Annotated in this window: 23 protein-coding genes; 11 read left to right on the plus strand and 12 right to left on the minus strand. The window is 64.2% G+C overall.

Translation table 11 applies throughout. The annotated features are described in order from the left end of the window. Positions 1–36 precede the first annotated feature (36 nt). Both E8M79_RS07195 and E8M79_RS07200 read left to right on the plus strand, forming a co-directional pair. Positions 37–378, plus strand: a complete 342-nt coding sequence (locus E8M79_RS07195) for a YciI family protein (RefSeq protein WP_137151255.1) — start codon at positions 37–39, stop codon at positions 376–378. A 72-nt stretch (positions 379–450) separates the two neighbouring features. Further along, positions 451–1,380 (plus strand): MYG1 family protein, encoded by a 930-nt coding sequence (locus E8M79_RS07200; RefSeq protein WP_137151256.1) that lies wholly within the window; start codon positions 451–453, stop codon positions 1,378–1,380. 10 nt (positions 1,381–1,390) lie between these two features. Here E8M79_RS07200 and E8M79_RS07205 read toward each other — a convergent pair whose 3' ends face one another. Next, a complete protein-coding gene (locus E8M79_RS07205) occupies positions 1,391–2,041 on the minus strand; it encodes a pyridoxamine 5'-phosphate oxidase family protein (RefSeq protein WP_137151257.1) in 651 nt (216 codons plus the stop codon). A gap of 145 nt (positions 2,042–2,186) precedes the next feature. Then, complete coding sequence (locus E8M79_RS07210) at positions 2,187–3,098, minus strand: LysR family transcriptional regulator (protein WP_137151258.1); 912 nt, start codon at positions 3,096–3,098, stop codon at positions 2,187–2,189. Positions 3,099–3,182: 84 nt separating this feature from the next. On the opposite strand from E8M79_RS07210, the gene E8M79_RS07215 reads away from it, so the two are divergent. Together E8M79_RS07215 and E8M79_RS18655 are read left to right on the plus strand one after the other, a co-directional pair. Then, on the plus strand, positions 3,183–3,857 hold the full coding sequence (locus E8M79_RS07215; RefSeq protein ID WP_137151259.1) for a class I SAM-dependent methyltransferase: 675 nt from the start codon (positions 3,183–3,185) through the stop codon (positions 3,855–3,857). Positions 3,858–4,099: 242 nt separating this feature from the next. Next, on the plus strand, positions 4,100–4,231 hold the full coding sequence (locus tag E8M79_RS18655; protein WP_282568102.1) for a hypothetical protein: 132 nt from the start codon (positions 4,100–4,102) through the stop codon (positions 4,229–4,231). A 48-nt stretch (positions 4,232–4,279) separates the two neighbouring features. On the opposite strand, the gene E8M79_RS07220 is transcribed toward E8M79_RS18655, so the two are convergent. The 4 genes from E8M79_RS07220 to E8M79_RS07235 all read right to left on the minus strand — a co-directional run bounded on the left by E8M79_RS07220 (position 4,280) and on the right by E8M79_RS07235 (position 10,161). Beyond that, a complete protein-coding gene (locus tag E8M79_RS07220) occupies positions 4,280–6,214 on the minus strand; it encodes a methyl-accepting chemotaxis protein (protein WP_171015769.1) in 1,935 nt (644 codons plus the stop codon). Between the two features lie 210 nt (positions 6,215–6,424). Continuing rightward, a complete protein-coding gene (locus E8M79_RS07225) occupies positions 6,425–8,545 on the minus strand; it encodes an ATP-binding protein (protein WP_137151261.1) in 2,121 nt (706 codons plus the stop codon). A gap of 35 nt (positions 8,546–8,580) precedes the next feature. Continuing rightward, entirely contained in the window at positions 8,581–9,081 is a 501-nt protein-coding gene (locus E8M79_RS07230) for a hypothetical protein (protein ID WP_137151262.1), read from the minus strand. A 9-nt stretch (positions 9,082–9,090) separates the two neighbouring features. After that, positions 9,091–10,161, minus strand: a complete 1,071-nt coding sequence (locus tag E8M79_RS07235; RefSeq protein ID WP_137151263.1) for an HD domain-containing phosphohydrolase — start codon at positions 10,159–10,161, stop codon at positions 9,091–9,093. Between the two features lie 504 nt (positions 10,162–10,665). Between E8M79_RS07235 and E8M79_RS07240 the strand changes: the two genes are divergently transcribed. From E8M79_RS07240 to E8M79_RS07250, 3 genes are all read left to right on the plus strand, one after another. Continuing rightward, positions 10,666–11,886 (plus strand): ROK family transcriptional regulator, encoded by a 1,221-nt coding sequence (locus E8M79_RS07240; RefSeq protein ID WP_171015770.1) that lies wholly within the window; start codon positions 10,666–10,668, stop codon positions 11,884–11,886. Between the two features lie 97 nt (positions 11,887–11,983). Then, complete coding sequence (locus tag E8M79_RS07245; protein WP_137151265.1) at positions 11,984–13,036, plus strand: type III polyketide synthase; 1,053 nt, start codon at positions 11,984–11,986, stop codon at positions 13,034–13,036. Then, a complete protein-coding gene (locus tag E8M79_RS07250) occupies positions 13,033–13,527 on the plus strand; it encodes an isoprenylcysteine carboxylmethyltransferase family protein (protein WP_137151266.1) in 495 nt (164 codons plus the stop codon). Before E8M79_RS07245 ends, E8M79_RS07250 begins: the two co-directional genes overlap by 4 nt. Here E8M79_RS07250 and E8M79_RS07255 read toward each other — a convergent pair. Further along, positions 13,515–14,927: a helix-turn-helix transcriptional regulator gene (locus E8M79_RS07255; RefSeq protein ID WP_137151267.1), complete on the minus strand. Its 1,413-nt coding sequence runs from the start codon at positions 14,925–14,927 to the stop codon at positions 13,515–13,517. The two genes, E8M79_RS07250 and E8M79_RS07255, sit on opposite strands and share 13 nt — an antisense overlap. Before the next feature lie 118 nt (positions 14,928–15,045). Here E8M79_RS07255 and E8M79_RS07260 point away from each other — a divergent pair, with 118 nt between their 5' ends. From E8M79_RS07260 to mce, 4 genes are all read left to right on the plus strand, one after another. Continuing rightward, positions 15,046–16,578, plus strand: coding sequence for an acyl-CoA carboxylase subunit beta (locus E8M79_RS07260; RefSeq protein ID WP_137151268.1), 1,533 nt, complete (start codon positions 15,046–15,048; stop codon positions 16,576–16,578). A gap of 11 nt (positions 16,579–16,589) precedes the next feature. Continuing rightward, complete coding sequence (locus tag E8M79_RS07265) at positions 16,590–18,569, plus strand: acetyl/propionyl/methylcrotonyl-CoA carboxylase subunit alpha (RefSeq protein WP_137151269.1); 1,980 nt, start codon at positions 16,590–16,592, stop codon at positions 18,567–18,569. A 168-nt stretch (positions 18,570–18,737) separates the two neighbouring features. After that, a complete protein-coding gene (scpA, locus tag E8M79_RS07270; protein WP_137151270.1) occupies positions 18,738–20,852 on the plus strand; it encodes a methylmalonyl-CoA mutase in 2,115 nt (704 codons plus the stop codon). After that, positions 20,849–21,259, plus strand: a complete 411-nt coding sequence (gene mce / locus E8M79_RS07275; protein ID WP_137151271.1) for a methylmalonyl-CoA epimerase — start codon at positions 20,849–20,851, stop codon at positions 21,257–21,259. Before scpA ends, mce begins: the two co-directional genes overlap by 4 nt. Before the next feature lie 95 nt (positions 21,260–21,354). Here the strand turns inward: mce and E8M79_RS07280 are convergent, their stop codons facing one another. The 5 genes from E8M79_RS07280 to E8M79_RS07300 all read right to left on the minus strand — a co-directional run bounded on the left by E8M79_RS07280 (position 21,355) and on the right by E8M79_RS07300 (position 26,641). After that, entirely contained in the window at positions 21,355–22,266 is a 912-nt protein-coding gene (locus E8M79_RS07280) for a TIM barrel protein (RefSeq protein WP_137151272.1), read from the minus strand. A 25-nt stretch (positions 22,267–22,291) separates the two neighbouring features. Next, on the minus strand, positions 22,292–23,407 hold the full coding sequence (ugpC, locus tag E8M79_RS07285; protein ID WP_137151273.1) for a sn-glycerol-3-phosphate ABC transporter ATP-binding protein UgpC: 1,116 nt from the start codon (positions 23,405–23,407) through the stop codon (positions 22,292–22,294). 8 nt (positions 23,408–23,415) lie between these two features. Then, positions 23,416–24,333 carry an ABC transporter permease subunit gene (locus tag E8M79_RS07290; protein WP_137151274.1) on the minus strand — a complete coding sequence of 306 codons (918 nt, stop codon included), beginning with the start codon at positions 24,331–24,333 and terminating at the stop codon, positions 23,416–23,418. A gap of 10 nt (positions 24,334–24,343) precedes the next feature. Next, on the minus strand, positions 24,344–25,228 hold the full coding sequence (locus E8M79_RS07295) for an ABC transporter permease subunit (protein ID WP_137151275.1): 885 nt from the start codon (positions 25,226–25,228) through the stop codon (positions 24,344–24,346). Positions 25,229–25,300: 72 nt separating this feature from the next. After that, the gene (locus E8M79_RS07300; RefSeq protein WP_137151276.1) at positions 25,301–26,641 is read right to left on the minus strand and encodes an extracellular solute-binding protein; all 1,341 of its coding nucleotides are present in this window, start codon (positions 26,639–26,641) and stop codon (positions 25,301–25,303) included. Positions 26,642–26,841 lie beyond the last annotated feature (200 nt).

Consider the following 26,841-nt stretch of genomic DNA (forward strand, 5'->3'; position numbering starts at 1 on the left):
GGGCACCGCCCAATTGACCACATCAGGATCTCAGACATGACCCAGTTTCTCGTCGCCATCCACCGGCCCAATGACTATGACCCGGCCACCATGGAAGATGCTGCCATGCATCGCGACATCGGTGCGCTCAACCAGCAGATGGTAGATGCCGGCATACGCGTTTTCGTTGGCGGTCTCGCCCCGATCAGCATGTCGCGCGGCCTGCGCCCCCAGGCCGATGGCTCTGTGCAGGTGACCGACGGCCCCTATAGCGAGAGCAAGGAGCATGTCGGCGGCTTCTGGGTGCTCGATCTGCCTGATCTGCAAGCGGCGCTCGATTGGGGGCGCAAGGCCTCGATCGCCTGTCGCGCGCCGGTGGAGGTTCGCCCCTTCAATTGAGCCTGCTTCGCAGTCTTGCTAAAGCCGGACGGCTCCGCCAATAGTGCGCCAGCTTTCGGGGACCTGCACCGCATGACGATTGAGTTTCTCGTCACCCATTCGGGTGGCTTTCACGCCGACGAACTGCTCAGCAGCGTCATCCTGACCCGTCTCTACCCGGCCGCGCGCATCATGCGCAGCCGTGCGCCCGAGTGGATCACCCCGGCCGATGGCCGTATTATCTATGATGTCGGCGGCGCCTATGATGCCGATCGGCAGATTTTTGACCATCACCAGCGCGGCGCCCCGCTGCGCGACGATGGCCAGCCCTATAGCTCGTTTGGCCTGGTCTGGAAGCATTTCGGCAAGGCCTATCTCGCGGCCTCCGGCATTCTCGCCGCCGATATCGACGCCGCCCATGCCGCCTTTGACGGCGATTTCGTGCTGCCCATCGATCTCACCGACAATGGTGCGCTCAGCCCCACCGGGCCGCTTGCCGATCTGACGCTGCCGGTGCTGCTCGAAACGCTCAAGCCGGTGTTTGATGACAAGACGCCCGATGCCGATGAGCGCGCGTTCCATGCCGCCCTCGCCATTGCCCGCAGCTTTGTCGAGGCGCGCATTGCCCGCTATGCCGCCAAGCTGCGCGCCGAAGCCATTGTACAGACGGCCATCGCGGCGGCCGGCAGCAATCGTGTGCTGGAGCTGCCCATGGGCATGCCCTTCCGTCCCGCCATCATCCGGGCCGGGGCCGACCACCTGCTGTTCGTGGTGCATCCGCGCGACAATGACTGGTGCCTGACCACCATTCGGCGCGGCGACGAGGGCTTTGAGACCCGTGCCGACCTGCCCGCCGCCTGGGCCGGCCTCACCAATGGCGATCTCGAAGCGGCTTCGGGCATTGCCGGCGCCAGCTTCTGCCACAATGGCCGCTTTGTCGCGGCCGCCCGCACGCGCGAGGCAGCGCTGGCCATGGCGGAGATTGCCGTGCGCGAGGCGCTGGCCAACGCTACCGCCGCCTGACGCCTGCTGATCAATACATGGTCTGGGCGTATTCGACCTCGAGCGCCGCATCGATGTCCTGCATCGCTGCGGCGTCCTCCGGCGCCCCCGTGGTCTGATCGAGAATGATCTTGGACAGCGAGGGCATGCTGCTGCGCTCCTGCCGATAGGCCGGGTCCCACAGACGCGAGCGGCGGAACGCCTTGGCGCAATGCAGGAACACTTCGCGCACCTGCACCACAATGGCCAGCCGGGGCAGGCGGCCATCGACAGTCATGGACTCCAGCAGCGCCGGATCGTTGACCAGGCTTGCCGTGCCATTGATGCGCAGCGTGTCGTCAAAGCCGGGGATGATGAACAGGAGGCCGACGCTGGGATTGGCGAGAATATTGACCAGGCTGTCGAGCCGGTTGTTGCCGGGTCGGTCCGGAATGGCCAGCGTCTGATCATCCAGAATGCGCACGAAGCCGGGGGGATCGCCGCGCGGGCTGACATCGGCGGCCCCAACCAGGTTCTGCGTGCCGATGCAGATAAAGGGCGCCCGTTCGATGAACGCCCGCGCATGGCCGTCGAGCCGGGCCTGCACCTTGAGCTGCGCCAAAGATGTAACGGCGGGATAGAGCGCCCGCAGCGCCGCTTCGTCAGCTATTCTTTGCGTTGGGTCGATCGCATATCCGCTCATCCGCTTCCTCCGGTGCCGCAGCTTTGCGCGGGCTTTTTGCAGATCCATGTCGGCATCGCCGGACCGGACCAAGTATGAGGTACGTACCTCAAATTGGCGCATTCGGTCAAGATCGCCAGCGTCTCGCGCGTGAAAGGGGCAGGGCTCAGGGCGCCTTTGGTCGCTCCAGCGCGGTGAGATGCTCGGCCAGCACATCGAACACCAGGCGGATGCGGCGGCTGGTGCGCAGCTCGCGATGGGTGGCCAGCCAGGTGGGAATGGGAATGCCATCGAACCCCGGCCAGGCATCGACAATCCCGGGCGTGGCCTGGGCCACCGGCGCCATCATCACGCCAATGCCCAGGCCCTGCGCCACCCAGCCCCAGGCCACCAGCCCGCTGTTGGATAGCAGCGGAAAATTGCGCTCGCTCAGGGTCAGCCCATGCCGGCGCAGCTCGGCCAGCATGATGGCGGTGCTGTCGCTGAAGCCGATGAAATCGGCCCGGCTCAGCGCGGCGCTGTTGAACGGCGTGCCCAGGGTGTCGAGATAGTCGGGCGCGGCATAGAGCCGGGCCGTGGTATCCGGGCAGCGGCGGGCAATCAGCTCGGCCTCGCGCGGCGGCACATGGCGGATGGCGATATCGGCCTTGCGCCGGATCAGGTCCTCCACCTCATTGGAGGCCACCACCTCGATGACAATGCCGGGCGCCATTTGGCGCAATCTGGCCACCACCTCGGGCAGGATGAAATGGGCATAGACATCGCTGGCCGTGATGCGCACCAGCCCGTCGATGTCCTGCGACTGGCGCGAGGCGACGAGGGCGATGCGGTCAGCCGCGCTGCCCATGGCGCGCAATGGCTCGATCAGTTCCTGCCCGGCCTGGGTCAGCACCAGGCTGCGGCCAACCCGCTCGAACAGCGTCACGCCCAGATCGCGCTCAAGCGCCGCGACCTGGCGGCCGAGGGTCGGTTGCGTCAGCCCCAGTCGACGTGCCGCAGCCGACAGCGAGCCAGCCTCCACCGTTGCCAGCAGGGCCCGCACCTGGTTCCAGTCGAGATCATTGAGCGGCTTATCCATGCATATATGTATAAGCCTTGTGCCGCGTTCTGCAATTTACTTCATGTCAGCGCTTGATAGGGTTCGGCCAACAAGGAGTGCATCATGTCTTCTGCCCATGTGTTCTGGGATCGTCTGGCGCGCAAATACGCGGCCCAGCCCATTGCCGACGAAGCGGCCTACCAGACCAAGCTCGCCCAGACCCGGCGCCATCTGCGGCCGGACATGGATCTGTTCGAGTTCGGCTGCGGCACGGGCTCGACCGCCCTGGTGCATGCGCCGTTCGTGCGCAGCATCCGCGCGGTGGATTTTTCCCCGGCCATGATCGAGATCGCCCGCGGCAAGGCCGAGGCCGCCGGCATCGGCAATGCACAGTTTGAAGTTGGCGATATCGACAGCATCGATCTGGCGCCGGCCAGTCTCGACATGATCCTGGGCCTGTCGATCCTGCATCTGCTGCGCGACCGCCATGCCGTGGTCGACAAGGTGTTCCGGGCGCTCAAGCCGGGCGGGCTGTTCGTCTCGAGCACCATGTGCCTGCGCGAGGTCAATCCGCTGCTGGCGCTGTTGGCCCCGCTGACCAACAGACTGGGCATCATTCCCTATCTCGATCCAATGACATCAGATCAATTGGCAGCAACCATGACGGGGGCGGGCCTCGTTATCGAGCACCGCTGGCAGCCGAACCGGAAGAGCGCGCTCTTCCTGATTGCCCGACGCCCCGCCGCCATCACCGGCGCGGCCGGGCAGGGCGCCAGGCGTCTGGCGGGGGCCAGCTGAGAGCGCCGGCACAGGCAAAAGGAAAGTGCCGCCGTGTGATACGGCGGCACGAGCGGATGGTCGGCTTGGGACGACACCTGCGCCTCTGACGTCCCTCCCGGGTCCGTCGCAGCGCGCCACCTGGCTGTGCCTTACGCCGGTCCGGCCATTAAGCAAGACCGAAGCTTTTGCTTGGTAAGGGCTTGCTTAAGCGTATGCGCGGCATTTATTTGACCGGACGATCAGACGTCCGGAGTGCGACTATGCAGCTCAACAATGGCAATCGCGCCGCTCACTGGACCGCGCCGCTATTTCGCGCGCTGCTGTTGCTCGGCTTGTTCGGCCTCGCCATGCTGGTGCTGGTGATGGCCTATAGCGAGGCCGCCCCGGTCTGATGCAGCGGCGCGCGTGCGGGGCCGGATCAGACCGGCCCCGATCTTGGATCAGGCCGCCCGGCGCATGCCACCGCGCGACCGGCTCTCGCCGGTCTCGTCGATGGTGAATGTGCGAACCATGGTGTCGAGATTTTGCGCCTGAGCCTCGGTCTGCTCGATGGCCGCATTGGTCTCTTCCACCAGCGCCGCATTATGCTGGGTCATCTCATCCATCTGTCGCACAGACGCCGAGACTTCGGAGACGGCCTTGGACTGTTCGTCGCTGACCCGGGCAATCTCATCCATCTTGGTGGCGGTCTCGGCGATGGAGCGGGTCACCTCCGACAGGCGGCTGGCAACTTCGCCCAGAATGGCGCTGCCATCCTGCACGCCCAGCACGCTGCGGTCGACCAGTTGCTGCGCCTCGCGTGAAGCTTCAGCGGCCGACTGCGCCAGTCGCCGCACCTCGATGGCGACCACCGCAAAGCCCTTGCCGGCTTCGCCGGCCCGTGCCGCTTCGACGCTGGCATTGAGCGCCAACAAATTGGTCTGGAAGGCAATGTCGTCGATCACCCCGATAAAGCTCTGCAGCCGCGACGAGGATTCCGAGATATGGCTCATTGCCTCGGTGGCGCGGGACATGGCCTGCTCGCTGGCCAGTGCCTTCTGGCTGACCGACTGGCTCTGCGCCCCGGCTGCCGCTGCGCCGCGGGCGTTCTGGCTGATCATGTTGGAGAGGTCTTCCATCGCCGCGCTGGTCTGCTCGATGGTTGCGGCCTGGCGCGTGGTGCGGTCGGCCAGGTCATTGGCGCCGGCCAGGATCTCCGAGGTCGCTGTGCGCAGCGAGCCCGAGGTGTGCCGCAGACGGGAGATGACGTCGCTGAGGTTGCGCGCCACCGCATTGGTGTCGTCGCGCAGTCGGGCGAAGGCGCCGATCTGCTCGGTCGCCATATGCACCGAGAAGTCGCAGGCCGCAAAGGCTGCCAGCACATCGGCTGTCTCGCCCAGCCCCTGGCCCAGCGCTTCCACCAGGCCATTGAAGCTCACTGCCAGCGCATTGAGTTCCGGATCGGGGAAGCTGGTGGGCACCCGCTGGCTGAAATCGCCCGAGATCGCGGCATCCACCACCCGGCCAAAGGCCGATTGCAGTTCCACCATCATCGCCCGACGCTCGGCCCGGCGTGCGGCCGTCTGCTCGGCCTCCGAAGCGGCCAGGGCTTCCAGTCGGATGCCATTGCTGCGGAAGATGTCGGCCGCACTGGCAATCTCGCGCAACTCGTCCCAGAAGCTGGAGCCATAGACGCCCGTCGAATGGTCGCTGGCCGCAATAGCGGTCATGCGCATGGACATAGAGCGCAGCCGACGCAGCACATAGCCGGCAAAGAACACCGTCATGCCGGCAATGGCCACGATCAGGAAGCAATAGCCAGCCAGCTGGGCGAACAGCGTATTGTCCTGGGCCGCCTGCAACTGCTGACGTTCGGCCTCGACCACCTCCGCCACCTTGGCTGAGTAGCTTTGGGCGGATGCAATCAGGGCATCGATATCGCTCGCCAGCGTCGCGGCAGCGGCATCGAAGGCGGCCATCATGGCGTTGCCGCCAGCCGGGCCCTCGGCGATATAGCGGGCCGCCATGGCCTTGCCGACGTCGTAATAGGCCGGGAAGTCGGCGGCGCTGTGGTCCAGCGCCTCTGCAAGGGCCGTTTCGCCGATCTCCAACGCTATGCTGCGGGCCTTGGCCAGGTCTTCGGCGAAGCGCGAGGCATAGGCTTCGGCCTCGTCATAGCCGTCATTGAGCCCGTCCAGGCCGCGCGTCGCCGAAATATCGGTGAGCCATTGCTGCACCTGGACCACGTCCAGCCTGAGATCGCCGACCACTTCGGTGAGGTGGCGGCTGGCCGTCAGCTTGTCCACGGTGTCGGTGAACAGCGCCTGTGCGATGGCCTGGTTCCGGCCGGTGTTGATCTGACCATAGGTTGCGATGCCCGCAGCCAACAGGACCATGGCCGTCCCCGCCATGGTCGTAAATCGTGCCAATCTCAAATGAATGCCCCTCAGATTGTCAGGACACCATGACAGTCCATGATGCCGAGCCCCGACTCCCAGATCGGTCTCGCGCTACTAATTGCCGCAAAAGAATTTAAAGAGATTTAACCACACCCTGCGCGCGCCGATCTTTGGAAGCTAAGCCAATTCAATGGCTTATTCGGTGCGTCAGGCGACAGCCTTGACCAGGCGGTCAAGCTCGGATGGGCTGAGATCGGGGCCGCGCAGCGCCTCGGCCTGATCGGCCAGGCCGGAATAGCCCAGCGTCGCCGCCGCACCCTTGAGCGTGTGCAGCGCCTCGTCGAGAGCCAGCATGTCCCCGATGCCAAAGGCCTGCTTGGCCTGGTCAGCAAGGCGCACGGCGTCCTGGCGGAAACGGTGCTGGAGATCGTTGAACAGTTCGGGCCCAAGCTCCTCGATCAGCATTTTCTGGTAGTCGGGGTCGGCCTCGCCCAATCCGCCTGGCGCTACGTCTGGAGCAGGGGACAGCACCGCCGCCTGGCGCCGGGCCAGGAATGGCAGCACGACCTGAACCAGCTTGTCCCGCGTCACAGGCTTGCTGAGAAACTCGTCCATTCCGGCGGCGAGGCACGCCTGGCGATCAGTGTCGAAGGCATTGGCGGTCAATCCGATGATCGGCAGCTCATGCCCCCGGGCGCGAGCTGCTCGGGTCGCCGCCAGACCGTCCATATTGGGCATCTGCATGTCCATCAGCACCAGGTCCACGCCGCCCGCCGCGATCAGCGCCAGCGCGGATGCGCCGTCCTCGGCCGTCACGATCTCAAGGCCCATCTTCTTGAGCAGTTCCGCCGCCACCATGCGGTTGATCGCATTGTCATCGGCAACCACCACCCGGCCAGTGATGCTGCCGTCCGCCTGCGCGCCCGGCAGGGCGATCACCGCAGCGTCGGCGGCTGGCTCGGGCATGGCGCTGACCGGCCCCACAGGCAGTTCAAACCAGAATGTGGTGCCCGTCCCCAGCGTGCTGCGTACACCGATCGTGCCGCCCATGGCTTCGGTCAGCTGCCGGCAGATGGCCAGGCCAAGCCCGGTGCCGCCAAAGGCGCGCGAACTGGAACTGTCGAGCTGGCTGAACTGCTTGAACAGCCGCGGCAGATCAGCGTCTGCAATGCCCGGGCCGGTGTCGGTCACTTCGCAGCGCAGTGTCTCGCCGGTGACTTCAGCGGTAATGGTGATCGAGCCGCTGGCCGTGAACTTGATGGCATTGCCGACCAGGTTGATCAGCACCTGCCGCAGCCGCGCCGGATCATTGGTCAGCATGACATCGGGCGCGTTGACGGCAATCTGCAGCCCCTGAACGCTGGCGCGCGGCAGCATGACGCTGAGCACGCTGTCCACCACCTGCCGCAGCGCAAAGGCGCGCGGATCGGTCTGCACCGAGCCGGACTCCAGCTTGGAGAAGTCCAGAATATCGGTGATCACATCGAGCAGAATATCGCCCGAGGTGCGGATATTGCGCAGCATGTCGCGCTGTGCCGCGTCCAGATCGGTCCCATCCAGCGCTTCCGACAGGCCGATGATGCCGTTCAGCGGCGTGCGGATCTCGTGGCTCATGGTGGCCAGGAATGCCGATTTGGCATGGTTGGCCGCTTCGGCGGCGACAGCGATCCGCGCGTTCTTCTGGCCCAGCAGTTCGATTTCGCGGCCCGCCCGCGAGATATGAACCAACTGGCGCGCCAAAAGGAACACAATAGCCACCAGCACGATGGTCAGCGCCGCAACCGCAACCTCGATCTGCACATAGGTGCCCAGCGCCGCACGTCGCTCTTCGACGCGCAAATGGTTGATGGCCGAATTGGCGTCGACCAGCAGCTCGCCAGTGGCGGCGCGAATGTCGTCTGCCGCCTGCGTGATCTCGGGCAATTGCAGCGCCAGACGCGCCGGATTGGCAGCGATCTCGTCCATGCGCGGCGTCAGCGCATGCACGGCATCGTTCACCGCCTTTGCGCCGGCCGCCACATCGGCGTCCAGACCAAAGGTGCGCGCATATTCGCCACTGCCCAGCAGGGCGATGCGGCTATACAGCAGGTCAAAGCGTAGCAGCATGTCTGCCGTGCTGCCGCCGGAGCTGAGCGCAGCAATCGCCTCGCCCAGGTGCATGGCTTCCCGGTCTGCCTGGAACACAGCCCACAGCGCGTTCTCGCGCACGCTGCGCGCCTCCGTCGTCTGGCGGTCGCGCAGGCTGCCAAACAGCCAGATCGTTGATGCCAGCATCACAAGGCTGGTCACCGTCAGAAGCGCAATGCCCAGGCCAATGCGCCTGGACACCACCCTTCGCAGGTTCACACGGGCCCGCAGCAACTCTATTTGACCGTTATCGCATTGATCTGCCAGACGGACCGCCCGAAGTGCACCTCGTCATAGAGCTCGCGGAACTCGTCAAACGGGTAGATGACGAACAACGGGCCCTTGTCGCGCACGGACAAGAGCTTGTCATCGAGCCGATCGGCCAGAATGACGGGATAGCTCAGCACGTCCTGCAGCGGAACATCGGCCGAATAATCATTCAGCGCCGTGACCTGGATGGTCTCGCCGGTGGCACCGACCGCCTCGAGCAGGCTCGATATCAGCGGACCGCTAAAATGCTGGGGGCCTTCATACCAGGGCGTGGTGGTGACAGTGCTGCGCTGCGGCAGGGCGTCGAGCATGGCCTGGTCGAACTGGGCCACGCCGTTGCCATTGCTGTTGCTGATAGCGCCCGACACGGTCAGGACCACTGGACCTTGTGGCGCGGGGAGGTCGTCTGCGGTTGCGGCAAGCACGCCGGCAAAGCTCAGCAGGATAGACAGAATAAGGTGGCGCATCAAAATTTCCTAAGCTGCTGATTTCTGGTCGCTGGCACCGTCGCGCGCCATCAGCGCAACGATCTTGGTCCAGCTCCGGTCGAAGGCCGAGACACAGGCCGGGTCAAACTGCGTGCCGGCGCACCGCAGGATCTCTGCCCGCGCCGCCTCGGGCGCCCATGCCTTCTTGTAGCACCGCTCGCTGCACAGGGCGTCGAACACATCGGCCACGGCCGTGATGCGCGCCGACAGGGGAATGTCGGTGCCGGCCAGGCGATTGGGATAGCCCGTCCCGTCCCAGCGTTCGTGGTGGGAGTTGGCGATGGCTGCAGCCATCTGCACCAGGTCGGAATCGGCCTTGGCCAGGATCTCGGCGCCGATGGTGGTGTGTGTGCGCATCACCTGCATCTCGTTTTCATCCAGGCGGCCAGGCTTGTTGAGGATCGCGTCGGGCACGCCGATCTTGCCCACGTCATGCAGCGGGGCGGCCAGGGCCAGTGTGCGACAGAAATCGCTGTTCAGGCCCATGGCCTCGGCAATGATGCGGGAGCTTTCAGCCACGCGGTCGACATGGCCGCCGGTATCGCCGTCGCGCAGCTCGATGGCGCGGGCCAGGCGGAACACCACTTCCTCCTCGCGGCGCACCAGATGCTGGGTGGCGATGCGCACTTCCTCGGCGAGCGTCTCCGCCTGGTGGGCAATGGTATTCTGCGCCTGACGCAGTTCCAGCAGATTGGTGACGCGCAACCGCAGCTCCAGCGGATCGACCGGCTTGGCGACGAAATCGGTGGCGCCCGCCGTGATGGCGTTCATGCGTAGGGAGCGGTCGGAATCGGCAGTGACCATCACCACCGGAACATGTCGATGCGCCGGGATCCGACGCAGCGCCTCAATCAGCTGCACGCCGTTCATGGCCGGCATCACATAGTCGGCGATTAGCAGGTCGCAGGGCGAGTGTTCGAGATATTCCAGCGCCTTGAGCGGATCGGTAAAGCCGAAGCATTCGACATAGTCGGCAACCGACGCCGTGTTGATGTGGCCGACCATGCGGCAAAGCACGGCAAGACTGGAAGAACTGTCTTCAACGATCACGACCCGCATAGAACCCTCCTGGATACTTCTCCTCCTGTAATAAATTCCCGTGAGGAATTCATCCGGGTTCGGGTCGCAGGCTTTCCCGCCGGTTAACGGCAACAAAGGTCTATGGCAGAATTTCCAGCGATTTTATCCGGATTCACCAGCAAAATCAGTAATCAAGTCAGGCGGCGCAAGTTTTTGCTCGCGCAGGACGCAACAAAGACTCCCCGTGCAATGTAAAGGGCAGTTTTGCGTGGTCATGTCCGAGTCGGTCGCGCGAGGCAGGTTTTCCGAGGTTTCACTGGGCCGGTCCCCCGATTGCGCGGCAGGTGACCTCCCTGTGCAAGGCCCGGAATCCGGGGTCGCTTCGCAAATAACGCAAATATCTGCAAACATTGCAGATTAGGAATGAAAAACGCTATACACGGACCGGCAAAGCCAGCCCGGGTTCCTGGTTTCGCTGTCTGGCAGAGCGACGGGTTTATACGCTGGCGATGGCCGGCGTGGGGTCCATCGAGAGGAGTCTCCGTGACCAAGCGTGATGTTTTCCAGAGTCTGTCCACGCGCATGGCCGTTTCGGGCCTTCGGCAGAACAATGAACGGGCGGTCATGACCTCTGTCGCCATGGGCGACGGCCTGTCGGCGGCCGAAGTGGCGCGTGCCACCGGGCTTGGGGCCCAGACCGTCGCGCGCATTGTCAACGAGCTGGAGAGCCAGCATCTGCTCTATCGCGGCGAGCCCCGGCGCGGCCAGCGTGGCCAGCCCGCGGTCCCTATCTACGTTGATCCCGATGGTGCCTACAGCATCGGCTGCGAGATCGGCTGGCGCAGCCTGCACATGCTGATTCGCAATATGGGCGGTCAGATTCTGCTCGAGCACCACATCGACTATCCCTATCCGGACTCGGCCTTCCTGATGGCCGAGGTGGTCGACCGCACCCGTGCCATGGTCGATCTGGTGCCCGAAGCGCACCGTGATCGCATCGTCGGCCTGGGTATTGCCAGCCCATCCAACATTGGTCGCAATGCCGATCTGCTGGGCACGCCACTGGAAGTGACCCAGGTCTGGCGCGAACTCGATATCGCCGACCATCTGGAGCGCGAGACGGGTCTCAGCGTCAGCGTGCTCAACGATGGCAATGCCGCCTGCTGGGCCGAACTGGCGGCCCGACCGGTGCCGCGGCCCAGCAATATGGCCTATTTCATCATCAGCACCTTTGTCGGTGCCGGCCTGATTGCTCAGGGGTCGCTGTGGGAAGGGCCGAGCGGCAATTCAGCCAATCTGGGCTCCATGCTGGTCACCGATCGCAACGGACAGCAGACCTTTGTACATCTGATCGCCTCGATCTTCGCCTTCGAGCAGCGGCTGCGGGACGCGGGTCTGGCCGTCCCTCCCGGCAATCCGGCCGAATGGGACTGGAATGCGCTTGAGCCCGTCACGACCGACTGGATCAATGATTCCGCCAGGGCCATCGCCAAGACCATCACCAATACAATGGCAGTCATGGAGTTCAGCCTGGCGGTGGTCGACGGCATCATGCCGCGCGCCATCACCGAACGCCTGGCCTCTCAGGTGCAGTTCTACAGCGATCAGCAGCCTGTGCTGACCTCGGACCGGGCGGTGGTCAAGGTCGGCCTGCGCGGCGCGCTGGCTCCGGCAATGGGCGCAGCCTTGCGCCTGCTGTACCGCCGCTTCTATTCCCGCGATCCCGCCGATCTGCTCGACACCGACAGCGGAAAGGCTGGATAAACCCACGCTGGACAATTGTGATGGTTGGCAATGGCGTGCCCTGCGCTAAGCTTGCCTCTGAACCGCGCCGTCATAGTGCCGGATAGAGGATGCCATAGTGCCCGCACCTGCCCAGTTGATCTCCACCGCCATTGCCGTTCCCGACAATATCCTGCTGCAGAGCGACGTCGCCGCTGCCGCCGGCGACATCTTCGGGCCGCGCTTCCGCGAATTCGATCGCATGGCCAAGGTGTTCGACAGCGCCGGCATTCACAAGCGCCACGCCGCCCGGCCCATTGACTGGTTCCGCCAGCCGCGCAGCTGGCCCGAGCGCACCGCGGTCTATCTCGAGGTCGCCAGCGCGCTCTTCGTTTCGGCCGCCCGCCAGGCGCTCGATGAGGCGGGCCTCTTGCCAACCGATATCGACACGGTCGTCACGGTTTCCTCCACCGGCATTGCCACGCCCTCCATCGAGGCTCGCGTCTCCGGTACGCTGGGCTTCCGCCCCGATATCGAGCGCGTCCCGGTGTTTGGCCTGGGCTGCGCCGGCGGCGTGTCCGGCTTCAGCATTGGCGCGCGGCTGGCCCAGGCGCGCCCCGGCACCAATGTGCTGGTGGTCGCCGTTGAGCTCTGTACGCTGGCCTTCCGCCTTGATGAAATGACCAAGGCCAATGTGGTCGCCACCGCGCTGTTCGGTGACGGCGCCGCCGCCTGCATCCTGCGCGCCGGGGAGGGGGGGCTCGCCACCGTCGAGGCCGCCGGCCAGCATACCTGGCCCGATACGCTCGACATCATGGGCTGGAGCGTTGACCCCCAGGGCTTTGGCGTCATCTTTGATCGCTCCATTCCGCCCTTCGCCGAGGCCGAAATGGGCCCGGCTGTCGATGGCATCCTCCAGCGCAACAATCTTACCCGTAGCCAGGTCGACCGCTTCATCTGCCACCCCGGTGGGGCCAAGGTGGTCGAGGCGCTCGAACATGCGCTCGATCTCGGGCAGGGCGCGCTCGATGTGGAGCGCGACGTGCTGCGCGACTATGGCAATATGTCCGCGCCCACCGTGCTCTTTGTGCTTGATCGCATCCGCCGCGCCGGCCTGCCGAACCGCTCTGTACTCGCCGCCATGGGGCCGGGCTTTTCGGTCAGCTGCGTCTCGCTGGTGGCCGCGGCATGATCTGGTCGGTCCTGCTGCTGATGCTGGTCACCGCCGAGCGTCTGGGGGAGCTGGCGCTGGCCCGACACAACACCAGCCGCCTTTTGGCCCAGGGCGCCGTTGAGCACGCGCCCGGGCACTATGTGCTGATCGTCGCGCTGCATACGGCCTGGCTGGTGGGGCTGTGGCTGCTGGCCTGGAACCGCTCCATCGACACGGCCTGGCTGCTGGTGTTCGTCGTCTTGCAGGGCTTGCGCGTCTGGGTGCTGGCGACGCTGGGGCCGCGCTGGACCACCCGCATTATCGTGTTGCCCAGCGCGCCGCTGGTCGCCAAAGGCCCCTATCGCTTCATCTCGCACCCCAACTACGTCGTGGTCATCGGCGAGATCGCCGTGCTGCCGCTGGTCTTTGGCCTGAGCTGGTTCGCGCTGGTGTTCTCGGTGCTCAATGCCGGTGTGCTGTGGATCCGCATCCGCGCCGAGAACGCCGCCTTGAGGGGTCAGCCGATCTGATAGGGCACGATGCTGCGGCGGTCGGCGTCTATGGAGATGCCGGCGCCCAGCGGCGGCACCGAGCGCTGCGGACAGCTGCGCCGTTCGCAGATGCGGCAGGAGATGCCGATGGGGTCAAAGCGGTCGCGCGCCGCATCGACATCGCTGCCATAGACCAGCCGATTGGCATGGCTGATTTCGCAGCCCAGCGCATAGGCATAGCGCCGGGTGATGCCATGATAACCACCGCTGCGCTTCTCGCTCGACCAGGCCAGGCAGAGGTAGCGATTGCCATCGGGCGTTTCGGCCAATTGCCGGATGATCTGGCCATGCGCCTCAAAGGCGCGATGCACATTCCACAGCGGACAGGCGCCGCCGAAGCGGGCAAATTGCAGCGCCGTGGCCGAATGGCGCTTGGTAATGGTTCCCGCCGCATCCACCCGGGCAAAAAAGAACGGCACGCCCCGCTCACGCGGCCGCTGCATGGTGGAGAGGCGATGCGCCACCTGTTCGAGACTGGCCCCGAACAATTGCCCTAACTCCTCGATGTCATAGCGATGCGCCTCGGCCGCCTTGAGATAGGCGCCGTAGGGCATCTGCAGCGCCCCGGCGAAGTAATTGGCCAGGCCCATGCGGGCAATGGCCCGCGCGTCGGCGGTCTTGAAACTGGCGGCATCGAGCAATTGGTCGAGCAGCGTCGTCTGCTCCATGCCTGCGAGGTGCGCCGCGATCTGGAAGAATTGTGAGCTGGGCTCGAGCCGCGTGTTGATCGACAGCGTCCGCCCGGCGCGGTCGAATTCCTTGATCACCTCGGGCCGGTTGGGCGCCGTCAGCACCACGCGCAAGTCATGGGCTTCCTGGCAATAGGCGATCAGCCGATTGAGCCGGTCGGGGCCGAATTCGCCCAGCTCGGTCGCCAGCGCCTCGGCGGCGCGGTCCAGCGGGTCAATGTAATTGTCGGCATAGTGGAAGAAGTCGCGCACCTCTTCATAGGCCGTCTGCATGCCCGATTGCGGGTCGCGCGTCAGCGCCGCGTCCACGCTGGTGAGCCGTTCATTGCTCTTGCGATAGGCCTCGTAAAGCGTCAGCAGCGCCCGCGCCATGTCGGGCGCATTGGCGGTGACGGTCTTGAGTTCCTGCAGGTTCGGGACCGACTCGCCGAACAGCGGATCGGCCATGGCCTCGCGCAGGTCGGCCAGGAGGCGGTCGGACCCATCGGTCATCAGGCTTGAGAGGTCGAGATTGAACCCGTCCGCCAGCGCCAGCATCACCGAGGCGGTCAGCGGCCGCTGGTTGGATTCGATCTGGTTGACATAGGAGGCCGAGATATCGAGCCGCGCCGCCAGCTCGGCCTGCGTCAGCCGGTGCTGGTTGCGCAGCGCCCGCAGCCGGGCTCCGGCGAAGATCTTGCGTGTCGCCATCTTCACAAATCCACAAAATTACAATTTTGGCTCTGTGTGATTGTAACACCTGCGCCATTTGCTGTCTTGGGGGATCATGCGTCGCGCGCTAGTCTGGGTTCACCAGTGGAGGGGTCTCATGCAGAAAATCATCGCCGAACTCGAAGACAAGCGCGCCCAGGCGCGGCTCGGCGGCGGGCAGCGGCGCATTGATACCCAGCATGGCAAGGGCAAGCTCACCGCCCGGGAACGGCTCGATGTGCTGCTCGATCCCGGCAGCTTTGAAGAATACGACATGTTCGTCACCCATCGGGCGACCGACTTCGACATGGCCGACACCATCATTCCCGGCGATGGCGTGGTCACCGGCTGGGGCACCATCGAGGGGCGCCTGGTCTATGTGTTCAGCCAGGATTTTACTGTGTTCGGCGGCTCGCTGAGCGAAACCCACGCCAAAAAGATCTGCAAGATCATGGATCTGGCTATGCAGAATGGCGCGCCGGTCATTGGCCTCAATGATAGCGGCGGCGCCCGCATCCAGGAGGGCGTGGCGAGCCTGGGCGGCTATGCCGATGTGTTCTGGCGCAATACCCAGGCCTCTGGCGCCATTCCGCAGATTTCGGTGATCATGGGCCCCTGCGCCGGCGGCGCTGTCTATTCCCCGGCCATGACCGACTTCATCTATATGGTCAAAGACACCAGCTACATGTTTGTGACTGGTCCGGACGTGGTCAAGACCGTGACCAATGAGAGCGTTACCCAGGAAGAGCTGGGCGGCGCCACCACCCATACCAAGATTTCCTCGGTGGCTGACGCGGCCTTCGAAAACGACATCGAAACCCTGCTCGAAGTGCGCCGCCTCTATAGCTTCCTGCCGCTCGCTGCCGGGCAGAAGCCGCCGCATCGCCCCACGCATGACACCGGCTATCGTGACGAGCCGAGCCTGGATACCATCATCCCCGATAGTGCCAACAAGCCCTACGACATGCGCGAGGTGATCGAGAAGATCGCCGACGAGGGCGATTTCCTCGAAATCCAGAGGGATCACGCCGGCAATATCCTGTGCGGTTTCATCCGCATGGGCGGCGATACCGTCGGCGTCGTCGCCAACCAGCCGCTGGTGCTGGCCGGATGCCTCGACATCAACGCATCCAAGAAAGCCGCGCGCTTCATCCGCTTCTGCGACAGCTTTGAAATCCCCATCCTGACCCTGGTCGACGTGCCCGGCTTCCTGCCCGGCGTGGCGCAGGAATATGGCGGCATCATCAAGCATGGCGCGAAGCTTTTGTTCGCCTATGCCGAGGCATCCGTGCCGCTGGTCACCGTCATTACGCGCAAAGCCTATGGCGGCGCCTATGACGTGATGGCATCCAAGCACATCAAGGCCGACGTCAACTATGCCTGGCCCTCGGCCGAAATCGCCGTGATGGGCGCCAAGGGCGCGACGGAAATCCTCTATCGCTCCGAACTGGGCGACAAGGACAAGATCGCCCAGCGCACCGCCGATTACGAAGCCCGCTTCGCCAACCCCTTTGTGGCCGCCGAACGCGGCTTCATCGACGACGTCATCATGCCCCACGGCACCCGCCGCCGCGTCATCCGCGCCTTCTCGACCCTGCGCAACAAGAGCGTGCAGGGGCCCAAGAAGAAGCACGACAACATTCCATTGTGAGGAGCTGAGCCATGATCACCAAACTCCTCATCGCCAATCGCGGCGAGATTGCTTGCCGGGTCATCAAGACCGCCAAGAAGATGGGTATCGCCACGGTCGCGGTCTATTCCGATGCCGACCGCGAGGCGCTGCATGTGCGCATGGCTGATGAGGCCGTCCACATCGGCCCGTCCCCGGCCAAGGACAGCTATCTGCAGATCGACAAGATCATTGCCGCCTGCAAGGCCACCGGCGCCCAGGCGGTGCATCCCGGCTATGGCTTCCTGTCGGAAAACCCCAAATTTGCCGAGGCGCTGCAGGCGGCCGGCCTCATCTTCGTCGGCCCGCCGGTCAAAGCCATCGAGGCCATGGGCGACAAGATCACCAGTAAGAAGCTCGCTGCGGCCGCCGGTGTCTCCACTGTGCCTGGCCACATGGGCCTGATCGACGACGCCGAACACGCGGTGACGATCGCCAAGTCGATCGGCTATCCGGTGATGATCAAGGCCTCGGCCGGTGGCGGCGGCAAGGGCATGCGCATCGCCCACAATGACGCCGAGGCCCGCGAGGGCTTCGAGCGCTCCAAATCCGAAGCGGCGTCGAGCTTCGGCGATGATCGCATCTTCATCGAGAAATTCGTCACCGAGCCGCGCCACATCGAAATCCAGCTCATCGGCGATAGCCACGGCAATGTGCTCTATCTCAACGAGCGCGAATGCTCGATCCAGCGCCGCAACCAGAAGGTCATCGAAGAGGCGCCGTCGCCCTTCCTTGACGAAGCCACCCGCAAGGCCATGGGCGAACAGTCGGTCGCCCTGGCCAAGGCCGTGGGCTACACCAGCGCCGGCACGGTGGAATTCATTGTCGACAAGGACCGCAACTTCTACTTCCTCGAGATGAACACCCGTCTCCAGGTCGAGCATCCGGTGACCGAGCTGATCACCGGGCTGGATCTGGTGGAGCTGATGATCCGCGCCGCCAATGGCGAAAAGCTGCCGCTGACCCAGAGCCAGGTGCAGCGCAAGGGCTGGGCCATTGAAAGCCGGCTTTATGCCGAGGATCCCTATCGCAACTTCCTGCCCTCGACCGGCCGGTTGACACGCTATCGCCCGCCGGCGGAAAGCGCTGCGGAAACGCTGCATGTGCGCAATGACACCGGCGTCTTCGAGGGCGGCGAGATCTCCACCTTCTACGATCCGATGATCGCCAAGCTCTGCACCTGGGCGCCGACGCGCATCGCCGCCATCGACGCCATGGCCGTGGCGCTCGACAGTTTTGAGGTCGAAGGCGTCGGCAACAATCTGCCGTTCCTCTCCACCGTCATGGAGCAGACCCGCTTCCGCGACGGGCGGCTGACCACCGGCTATATCGCCGAGGAATTCCCCGAGGGCTTCCATGGCGCCGCGCTCAGCGATCAGCATCGCCTGGACGTTGCCGCTGCTGCCGCCCTGCTGATGAGCCGCCGCGCCGATGTCACTGACGGCGGCCGCGCCGAGCGGCGCTGGCATATCCAGATTGGCGACCACGCCCTGCCGGTCAGCATCGGCAGCACATCCGATGGCTACACTGTTTCCGCCGATTGGCGCAGCCAGGCCGCGCATCTGCACTGGCAGCCGGGTGATCGCCTGGCCACCATCGAGTGGTCGGATGGCCGCACCTCGGTGCTCAAGATTGACACCACCACCTCGGGCTTCCGCATCCGTTATCGCGGCGCCGATCTCAAGGTGCTGGTGCTGGCGCCGCATGTGGCGGGCCTGCTCAAGCACATGCCCATCAAGCTGCCGCCCGACATGAGCCGGTTCCTGCTCTGCCCCATGCCGGGGCAGGTGGTGCGCATCGATGTCGCCGAAGGCGATATCGTCGAGGACGGCCAGACCCTGGCCATTGTCGAGGCCATGAAGATGGAAAACGTGCTCAAGGCCGAAAAGCGCGCCCGCGTCAGCAAGGTCCACGCCGTGGCCGGCGCCGTGCTGGCGGTCGATCAGGTGATCCTCGAATTCGAGGCCGTATGATGAGCGATACTGTTGCTACAGTATTGGCTCTTTCGCATCCCTCCCCCTTGAGGGGAGGGAATGAGGGAGGGGGTCCATCAGTGAATCACTGTACCACCCCCCACCCCAACCCTCCCCCTCAAGGGGGGAGGGAGACGCAGGCCGACCGGCCCGTTCACGGAGGCAGCATTGTCTGAGAACCGCGAGAAATGGGCCAAGCTCGCCCAAAAGGAGCTTCGCGACACGTCAGTGGAGTCGCTGACCCGCGACTATGGCGGCATTCCGGTGCAGCCGGTCTATTTCGGCGCGGGCGGCGAAGTCCCCGGCGCCGAGCCGTTCACCCGCGGCGTGCGCGCCACCATGTATGCCAACCGGCCCTGGACCATCCGCCAATATGCCGGCTTCTCCACCGCGCGGGAGTCCAATGCCTTTTATCGCCAGGCGCTGGAAAAAGGCCAGAAGGGCCTTTCGGTCGCCTTCGATCTGGCCACCCATCGCGGCTATGACAGCGACCATCCGCGCGTGGTCGGCGATGTCGGCAAGGCCGGCGTGGCCATCGACTCTGTCGAGGACATGAAGATCCTGTTCGATGGCATTCCGCTCGATCAGATGAGCGTCTCCATGACCATGAATGGCGCGGTGATCCCCGTGCTGGCCATGTTCATCGTTGCCGCCGAAGAGCAGGGCGTGCCGCAGGCCAAGCTCGACGGGACCATCCAGAACGACATCCTCAAGGAGTTCATGGTCCGCAACACCTATATCTACCCGCCCGAGCCCAGCATGCGCATCGTCGGCGATATCATCGCCCATACCGCCCAGCACATGCCCAAGTTCAACTCGATCTCGATTTCGGGCTACCACATGCATGAGGCCGGGGCGACGGCGGTGCAGGAGCTGGCCTATACCCTGGCCGACGGCATGGAATATGTCCGCGCCGCCCAGGCCCGTGGCCTCGATATCGATGCCTTCGCCGGCCGGCTGAGCTTCTTTTTCGGCATCGGCATGAACTTCTTCCTCGAAGTCGCCAAGCTCCGCGCGGCCCGCCAGCTGTGGAGCGAGATCATGACCGGGCTGGGCGCCAAGGATGCGCGCAGCAAAATGCTGCGCACCCATTGCCAGACGTCCGGCGTGTCGCTGACCGAGCAGGACCCACACAACAATATCGTACGCACCACCATCGAGGCGCTGGCCGCCACCCTGGGCGGTACGCAGAGCCTCCACACCAATAGCTTCGACGAGGCCATCGCCCTGCCGACGGAATTTTCCAGCCGCATTGCCCGCAATACCCAGCTGATCCTGCAGCACGAAAGCCGCATCACCGATGTGGTCGATCCGCTCGGCGGCTCCTATTATGTCGAGGCGCTGACGGCTGAGCTGGTCAAGGGCGCCAAGGCGCTGATCGGCCAGGCCGAGGCGCTTGGCGGCATGACCCGGGCTGTGCAGTCCGGCCAGCCCAAGCTCGAGATCGAAAAGGCCGCCGCCCTGCGCCAGGCCCGCGTCGATCGTGGCGAGGATGTCATTGTCGGCGTCAACCGCTACCGCCTCGATGTCGAGGACGCCATCGAGGTGCGCGACATCGACAATGCCAAGGTGCGGCTCGAACAGATGGCGCTGTTGAGCAAGGTCCGCGCCAGCCGTGACGAGGCGCGTTGCCAGTCGATGCTGGCGGCCCTGCGCGAGTTTGCCGCCAAGGACGAGGGCAATCTGCTCGAGGCCGCCATCGAGGCCGCCCGCGCCCGCGCCACGCTGGGCGAGATCAGCCAGGCCATGGAAGACGTGTTCGGCCGCCACCATGCGGTCACCCGCGTCATCTCGGGCGTCTATGCCGAAGGCTATGGCGACGACCCCGAGTTCAAATCCATCTCCGGCCGCATTGCCGCCTTCAAGGCCGCACGGGGCCGCTCCCCTTCCATCTTCATCGCCAAGATGGGCCAGGATGGCCATGATCGCGGCGCCAAGGTTATCGCCTCGGCCTTCGCCGATCTCGGCTTTACCGTCCATATGGGCGATCTCTTTGAGACCGCTCCCGAAGTGGCCGCCCATGTCGATGAGCTCAAGGTCGATGCCGTCGGTGTCTCCTCGCTGGCCGCCGGGCACAAGACACTGGTGCCCGAGCTGATCGCGGCGCTCGGCGACCGCGACCTCAACGACGTCACCGTTATCGTCGGCGGCGTCATCCCCGAGCAGGACTATGATTTCCTGCTCGATTGCGGCGTCGCGGCCATCTTCGGCCCCGGCACAAATGTGCTGAGCGCGGCATTCTCCGTGCTCAGCCAGATCGAGGGAAGGCTCTCCAACCGATGATCGGCCGCCTCAACCACATCGCCATTGCCGTGCCGGACCTCGCAGCCGCATCGGCTAAATATCGCGATCTCCTGGGCGCCAAGGTCGGCGCGCCCCAGGCCTTGCCTGAGCATGGCGTCACCGTGGTGTTTATCGATGCCGGCAACACCAAGGTGGAACTGCTCGAGCCGCTGGGCGCGGCTTCGCCCATCGCGGCTTTCCTTGCCAAGTCGCCGGCGGGCGGCATGCATCATGTCTGTTTTGAGGTGCCCGACATCGCGGCGGCCGCTGCGACGCTCACCGCCGGCGGTGCCAGGGTGCTCGGTGACGGCAAGCCCAGAACCGGCGCGCATGGCAATCCGGTGCTCTTCCTCCATCCCAAAGACTTCGACGGCACGCTGATCGAGCTCGAAGAGGTGGGCGGCTAGGCCGGTAGATGGGCGAACCCCCACCCATCAGGCCATAGGGGCGATGCCCGAATGGCGCCGTCAGGTGGGGGTGGTCAGCTTCGGTCGTCAGACCCTTACTGCGCAGCCATGGTCTGCGGCAGGTCGAGGCCAGCCAGCAGGCGGGCGCGGCGCAGGCTTTCGGGCTGCTCGCTGCGGTGGCGGTGGCCGATTTCCATCATCATCACCGTGCCGGGCAGCACGTTGAGATCGGCAAAAATGCCGTCCCAATCGATATCGCCCCAGCCCAGCGGCATGTGCAGATCGCCAATGCCCATGGCGGTGTTTTCCTGCGGGAAGAAGGGCTTGTAGAAGCCCTGCGGACGGCCAAAGCTGTCGTGCACATGCAGATGCCCGGTCACCGGCGCCATGGCGGCGATTTCGGCGCGGAAGTCGAGGCCCTTGTAGGTGCTTTCGATATAGGCGTGGCTGAAGTCGATCAGCGCCACCACATTGGGGTGATTCACGGCTTTGACGGTCTCGGCCACCTGGGTCGGGGTCTGGCGATACTGGCCCAGTTCGGTGGTGAAGATGTTTTCCAGCGCAATGCGCACGCCATAGGGGCGGGCAAAGTCAGCCAGATCGGTCAGCGCTTCGCGTTCACGCTGGTCGGCATTGGCGCGCTCGACGATCTGGTCGGCGCGCAGGGCGCCGCTGTGCTGCACCAGGATACGCGCGTCGATGCGGTCACACACTTCCACCAGTGCCTTGGCGGCGGCCAGCTGGAACGGCAGGGTCTCGGGGTCCATGAAATTGGACGAGACCAGGCCATGCACGGTGTAGCGGAAATCGAACTGGCTGGTGATGGCGACCAGACGCTCCAGCCGCTCGGGCAGGATGCGGCCGCCGGTGATCAGGTCGATGCTGGTCAGGGCCAGCTCGACCGTGTCCACGCCGATCTCGGCGAGGCGGCGCAGATCGGCTTCCAGGCTGAACAGCTCGCCGTCGTTAGAGCCGGCGTTGAAGCCAGTCGCGATGATATTGCTCATGAAAAATCTCCAAAAAGACTGTGGATCAGGCGTTGATACGGGCGCGGGTGGCGGCGCTATTGGCGTCGCCCAGATCGACGCGACGGCCCGTGTTGTGGTCGAACACATGGGCGTCCACGGCAGCGAAGCTGAGGTGGATCGGCATGCCGGTGCCCAGGGCATCGCTGCTGGTGTCCACTGCGATCAGGCGGCTGCCATCGACGGTGGCATAGATCAGGCGCGAGGCGCCCAGCTCTTCGGTATAGTCGACCACTGCGGCCATGGCGCCCTTGGCGTCGGCCGCAACGCGCTGCACCAGCTCGGGGCGCACGCCCAGCGACACTTCCCGGCTGACCAGGCCCTGGCCGAGGCCCGGCAAATGCATCATGCCGCCCTGGCCATGACGGAAATAGCCGTCCTCGCCAAAGAAGCCGCGCACCAGGTTCATGGCCGGCGAACCGATGAAGTCGGCGACAAACAGGCTTGCCGGGTTGTGATAGACCTCGCTGGGCTTGCCCACCTGTTCTACGACGCCGGCATTCATGATGATCAGCCGGTCGGCCAGGGTCATGGCCTCGGTCTGGTCATGCGTCACGAACACCGAGGTGACGCCCAGGCTCCGGTGCAGATTGCGCACTTCGGCGCGCATGGCCACGCGCAGCTTGGCGTCGAGGTTGGAGAACGGCTCGTCAAACAGGAACACCTTGGGCTCGCGCACCATGGCGCGGGCCATGGCCACGCGCTGGCGCTGGCCGCCCGACAGCTCGCCCGGCTTGCGGTCGAGATAGGGATCAAGGCTGACAGACTTGGCCACCTTGAGCACCTTGGCGTCGCGCTCGGCGCGCGGCATGCCGGCAACCTTGAGCGCATAGCCGATGTTCTGGCGCACGCTCATATGCGGATAGAGCGCATAGTTCTGGAACACCATGGCGCAGCCGCGCTCGCGCGGCTCGAGCTTGTTGACCACTTTGCCGCCGATGGCGATTTCGCCTTCGGTGATATCTTCAAGGCCGGCGATCATGCGCAGCAGGGTCGACTTGCCGCAGCCCGAGGGCCCCAGGATCACGACGAACTCGCCGGCTTCGATCTCGACGTCCACGCCGTGCACGACATTGTTCTTCTGGTAGCGCTTCTTGACGCCAGAAAGGCTGATGGCTGACATGGTGGATCTCACTTGTCTTTGGAAATAAGGCCGCGCACGAACCAGCGCTGCATGAAGGCAACCACCAGGAGCGGCGGCAGCATGATGATGAGGGCGCCCGCCATGGTGACGTTCCAGTCGGGCAGGCCAGTGGGGTCGGGGATCAGCGCCTTGAGCTGCATCACCACGGTGCCATAGGTGGCCCGGTCGGTGGTGATCAGCAGCGGCCAGAGGTACTGGTTCCAGCTCGACACGAACATGATGGTGGCCAGCGCCAGCATATTGGTGCGGCTGAGCGGGATCAGCACTTCCCAGAAGAAGCGCAGCGGACCCGAGCCATCCATCTTGGAGGCCTCCACCAGCTCATCAGGAATGGTCATGAAGAACTGGCGGTAGAGGAAGGTACCGGTGGCCGTGGCCACCAGCGGCAGGATCATGCCGGGGTAGGAGTTGAGCAGGTTCCATTCCAGCGACACCTGCACGCCCGACAGGGTCTGGATCAGCCAGCTGATCCCCGTCACATCCAGCAGGACCTGCAGCGGCTGCAGGGCATTGGCGGCAATGGCATAGGTGGGCACGATGCGCACTTCGAGCGGCAGCATCAGCGTCATGAAGATCAGCCAGAAGCAGACCATGCGGGCGCGGAAGTTGAAGAACACGATGGCAAAGGCCGACAGCGATGCCAGCACGATCTTGCCGATGGTCACGCCCGAAGCCACCAGGAAGCTGTTGAGCATCTTGGGGCCGAGGTCGGCGCGGTCCCAAGCGGCCTGCAGGTTTTCCAGCAGATGCGAGGAGGGCCACAGGTTGATCGGCACCTGGGTGACTTCCTGGATGGATTGGCTGCCGGCCACGAAGGTGATCCAGAACGGCAGCAGCACCAGCATCAGGCCCAGGATCATCACGCCATAGCTGATGGCGTCGAAAATAGGGGAGCGTTCGATCATGATCGGCCTCTCAATGGTAGTGAACGCGCTTTTCAACCCAGGTGAACTGGATGATGGTCAGCGCAATGACCAGGAGCATCAGCACGATCGACTGGGCAGCGGCGCCCGAATAGTCGAAGCCTTTGAAGCCGTCGAAATAGATCTTGTAGACCATCACTTCGGTGGACCCGAACGGGCCGCCCTCGGTCATGGTGTCGATGAGCCCGAAGCTGTCGGTGAAGCTCGATATCAGGTTCATAATGAGCAGGAAGAACACCGTCGGCGCGATCAGCGGCAACTGCAGATCCATCATGCGGCGGAACGGACGGGCGCCATCCATGGCCCCGGCTTCCGACAGGGAACGCGGGATCATCTGCAAGGCGGCCAAAAAGAAGATGAAATTATAGCCGATGCCCAGCCAGGCGTGGCAGACAATGACCATGCCCAGCGCCTGCCAGCCATTGATGGCGGGGTTCCAGATGCCCGGCCACATCTGATTGATGGCGCCGATCAGCCCGGACTCGGGCGCAAAGATGAAGCGGAACGCAACGCCGGCGGCCGGCGCGGCAATGGCATAAGGCCAGACATAGACCGACTGGAACAGCTTGGTGCCCTTGAGCGCCCGGTCGGCAAACACCGCCAGCGTCAGCGCCACGGCCATCGACAGCAAGGTCGTCACGGTGGCGTAGAACGTGCTGCGGCCCACCACGGTCCAATATTCGGAATCCCGGAAGATGGCGGCGAAATTGTCCCAGCCCACCCAGGTATTGCCGCCACCCCAGGGCTGCTCGAGCGTGAAGGCCCAGTAGAGCGCCTGCGAGGTTGGCCAGTAGAAGAACACCAGGACCAGCAGCAGCTGCGGGCCGATGAGCAGCCATGGCAGTGTGCCATTGCGATAGAAAGCGCGTCGTTCCATGGGACATCCGCCAAATTGTCAAATAAAGGGACGCGCGGACAGCCGGAGCTGTCCGCGCGCGGGTCGTTCAGATCAGGGGAGCTGAGCGTCCTTGTAGGTGGCCTGGAAGCGACGCAGGATTTCATTGCCCTTGGCGTCGAAGGCTTCGAGGCTTTCCTTGACCGGCTTGTTGTTGAACAGCACGTCCTGGATGGTCTTGACCATTTCGGCGCGGATCGAGGCGTAGTTGCCCAGGCGGATACCGCGGGTGTTCTCGGTCGGCGGGGTGAAGGTCAGGCTTTCGATGGCCTTTTCGCGGCCCTTATAGGGAGCGGCGTCGTAGAAGCCATTGGCCTTCATGGCCTCAAAGCCGGTGTTGGTCACCGGGATGTAGCCGGTCACGGTCGACCACCATTCGGCCTGCTTGGGAGTGGCGAGGAAGTTGAAGAACGCAGCGGCGCCCTTGTATTCTTCTTCGGTCTTGCCCTTGAGGGTCCACAGCGAAGCACCGCCGACGAGGCTGTTGGTGCGTTCATGGCCTTCCATCATGGGCAGCATGGCGACTTCCCAATGCAGCTCCGGAATGGCCTTGGCAGTCACGCTGCCGTGGCCGGCAACCGAGCCCGAGAACACCTGGCAATGGCCATTGGCGAAGGAGTCCAGCTCGGTCTCGCCGGTTTCCTTGCTCTTGTTGATGAACAGACCCTCGTCGTACATCTTCTTGATCCAGGTCAGCTGGTCCACGAACAGACCCTTGCTGGCCGCCATTTCGGCATCGAGGCCACCAAAGCCATTGCCCAGGGTGGCGATCGGCTGGTTGTGGATGGCCGAGAACTGCTCAAACCACTGCCACACGCCGGCAGCGTCAAAGGCGACCGGGCATTCATAGCCGGCGGCCTTCATCTTGCGGGCGACGTCTTCCACCTGGGTCCAGGTGGTCGGCAGGCCTTCGAAGCCAACCTTGGCCAGGGCGTCGGTGTTGTAATAGATCATCGCGGTCGAGGAGTTGAACGGCATCGACAGCAGTTCACCCTTGGAGGTGGAATAGTACGACGCGATACCGGAGAAGTAGTTGCTCCAGTCGATGTCGTAGCCGTTCTGGCTCATCAGGTCCTTGATCGGCAGATAGGCCTGGCTCAGCATCAGGTCGAGCGTGCCGGCGTCGAAGATCTGGCTGATCGTGGGCTGCTTGTTAGCGCGGAAGGCCGCGATCGTGTTCTGCAGATTGGTGTCGTAGTCGTTCTGGCTGGTGCAGACGATTTCATAGTCAGCCTGGGAGGCATTGAAATCCTTGCACATTTCCTGGATGCGGTCGGACAGGTCGCCCGACAGGCCATACCAGAAGTCGAACTTGGTCTGCGCCGTGGCCGGAACGGAGGCCAGGGCCAGAACGGTGAGGGAGGACGCTGCACCGAGCAGCCAATTGCGTGTCATTTGGATCGTCTCCGAATAGGGGTGCCAAGGGCGGCGGGCGGACTCCTATGCGGGCTTCTTGACGTTTGCCTTGCGGATCAGTGACCATTCACCGACAGTTTCGTGACTCACCGATGACGCCCGGCATTCGCCAGAATGTCATCAAAATCGGCTAGCGCAGGCAGGTCTGCACGCCCGAAAACCAGAAGTAGAAATGGCTC

Origin of the sequence: Devosia sp. FKR38 (assembly GCF_005222805.1) — a bacterium.
Taxonomy (GTDB): domain Bacteria; phylum Pseudomonadota; class Alphaproteobacteria; order Rhizobiales; family Devosiaceae; genus Devosia.

What these genes read in the sequence shown, in the direction of transcription:
- ugpC (WP_137151273.1), bottom strand. Translation starts at nt 23,407, where the DNA reads ATGTCAGCCATCAGCCTTTCTGGCGTCAAGAAGCGCTACCAGAAGAAC.
- E8M79_RS07300 (WP_137151276.1), bottom strand. Translation starts at nt 26,641, where the DNA reads ATGACACGCAATTGGCTGCTCGGTGCAGCGTCCTCCCTCACCGTTCTG.
- mce (WP_137151271.1), top strand. Translation starts at nt 20,849, where the DNA reads ATGATCGGCCGCCTCAACCACATCGCCATTGCCGTGCCGGACCTCGCA.
- E8M79_RS07255 (WP_137151267.1), bottom strand. Translation starts at nt 14,927, where the DNA reads ATGGCGACACGCAAGATCTTCGCCGGAGCCCGGCTGCGGGCGCTGCGC.
- E8M79_RS07195 (WP_137151255.1), top strand. Translation starts at nt 37, where the DNA reads ATGACCCAGTTTCTCGTCGCCATCCACCGGCCCAATGACTATGACCCG.
- E8M79_RS07235 (WP_137151263.1), bottom strand. Translation starts at nt 10,161, where the DNA reads ATGCGGGTCGTGATCGTTGAAGACAGTTCTTCCAGTCTTGCCGTGCTT.
- E8M79_RS18655 (WP_282568102.1), top strand. Translation starts at nt 4,100, where the DNA reads ATGCAGCTCAACAATGGCAATCGCGCCGCTCACTGGACCGCGCCGCTA.
- E8M79_RS07250 (WP_137151266.1), top strand. Translation starts at nt 13,033, where the DNA reads ATGATCTGGTCGGTCCTGCTGCTGATGCTGGTCACCGCCGAGCGTCTG.
- E8M79_RS07290 (WP_137151274.1), bottom strand. Translation starts at nt 24,333, where the DNA reads ATGATCGAACGCTCCCCTATTTTCGACGCCATCAGCTATGGCGTGATG.
- E8M79_RS07210 (WP_137151258.1), bottom strand. Translation starts at nt 3,098, where the DNA reads ATGGATAAGCCGCTCAATGATCTCGACTGGAACCAGGTGCGGGCCCTG.
- E8M79_RS07295 (WP_137151275.1), bottom strand. Translation starts at nt 25,228, where the DNA reads ATGGAACGACGCGCTTTCTATCGCAATGGCACACTGCCATGGCTGCTC.
- E8M79_RS07215 (WP_137151259.1), top strand. Translation starts at nt 3,183, where the DNA reads ATGTCTTCTGCCCATGTGTTCTGGGATCGTCTGGCGCGCAAATACGCG.
- E8M79_RS07260 (WP_137151268.1), top strand. Translation starts at nt 15,046, where the DNA reads ATGCAGAAAATCATCGCCGAACTCGAAGACAAGCGCGCCCAGGCGCGG.
- E8M79_RS07220 (WP_171015769.1), bottom strand. Translation starts at nt 6,214, where the DNA reads ATGGTCCTGTTGGCTGCGGGCATCGCAACCTATGGTCAGATCAACACC.
- E8M79_RS07200 (WP_137151256.1), top strand. Translation starts at nt 451, where the DNA reads ATGACGATTGAGTTTCTCGTCACCCATTCGGGTGGCTTTCACGCCGAC.
- E8M79_RS07265 (WP_137151269.1), top strand. Translation starts at nt 16,590, where the DNA reads ATGATCACCAAACTCCTCATCGCCAATCGCGGCGAGATTGCTTGCCGG.
- E8M79_RS07280 (WP_137151272.1), bottom strand. Translation starts at nt 22,266, where the DNA reads ATGAGCAATATCATCGCGACTGGCTTCAACGCCGGCTCTAACGACGGC.
- E8M79_RS07205 (WP_137151257.1), bottom strand. Translation starts at nt 2,041, where the DNA reads ATGAGCGGATATGCGATCGACCCAACGCAAAGAATAGCTGACGAAGCG.
- E8M79_RS07230 (WP_137151262.1), bottom strand. Translation starts at nt 9,081, where the DNA reads ATGCGCCACCTTATTCTGTCTATCCTGCTGAGCTTTGCCGGCGTGCTT.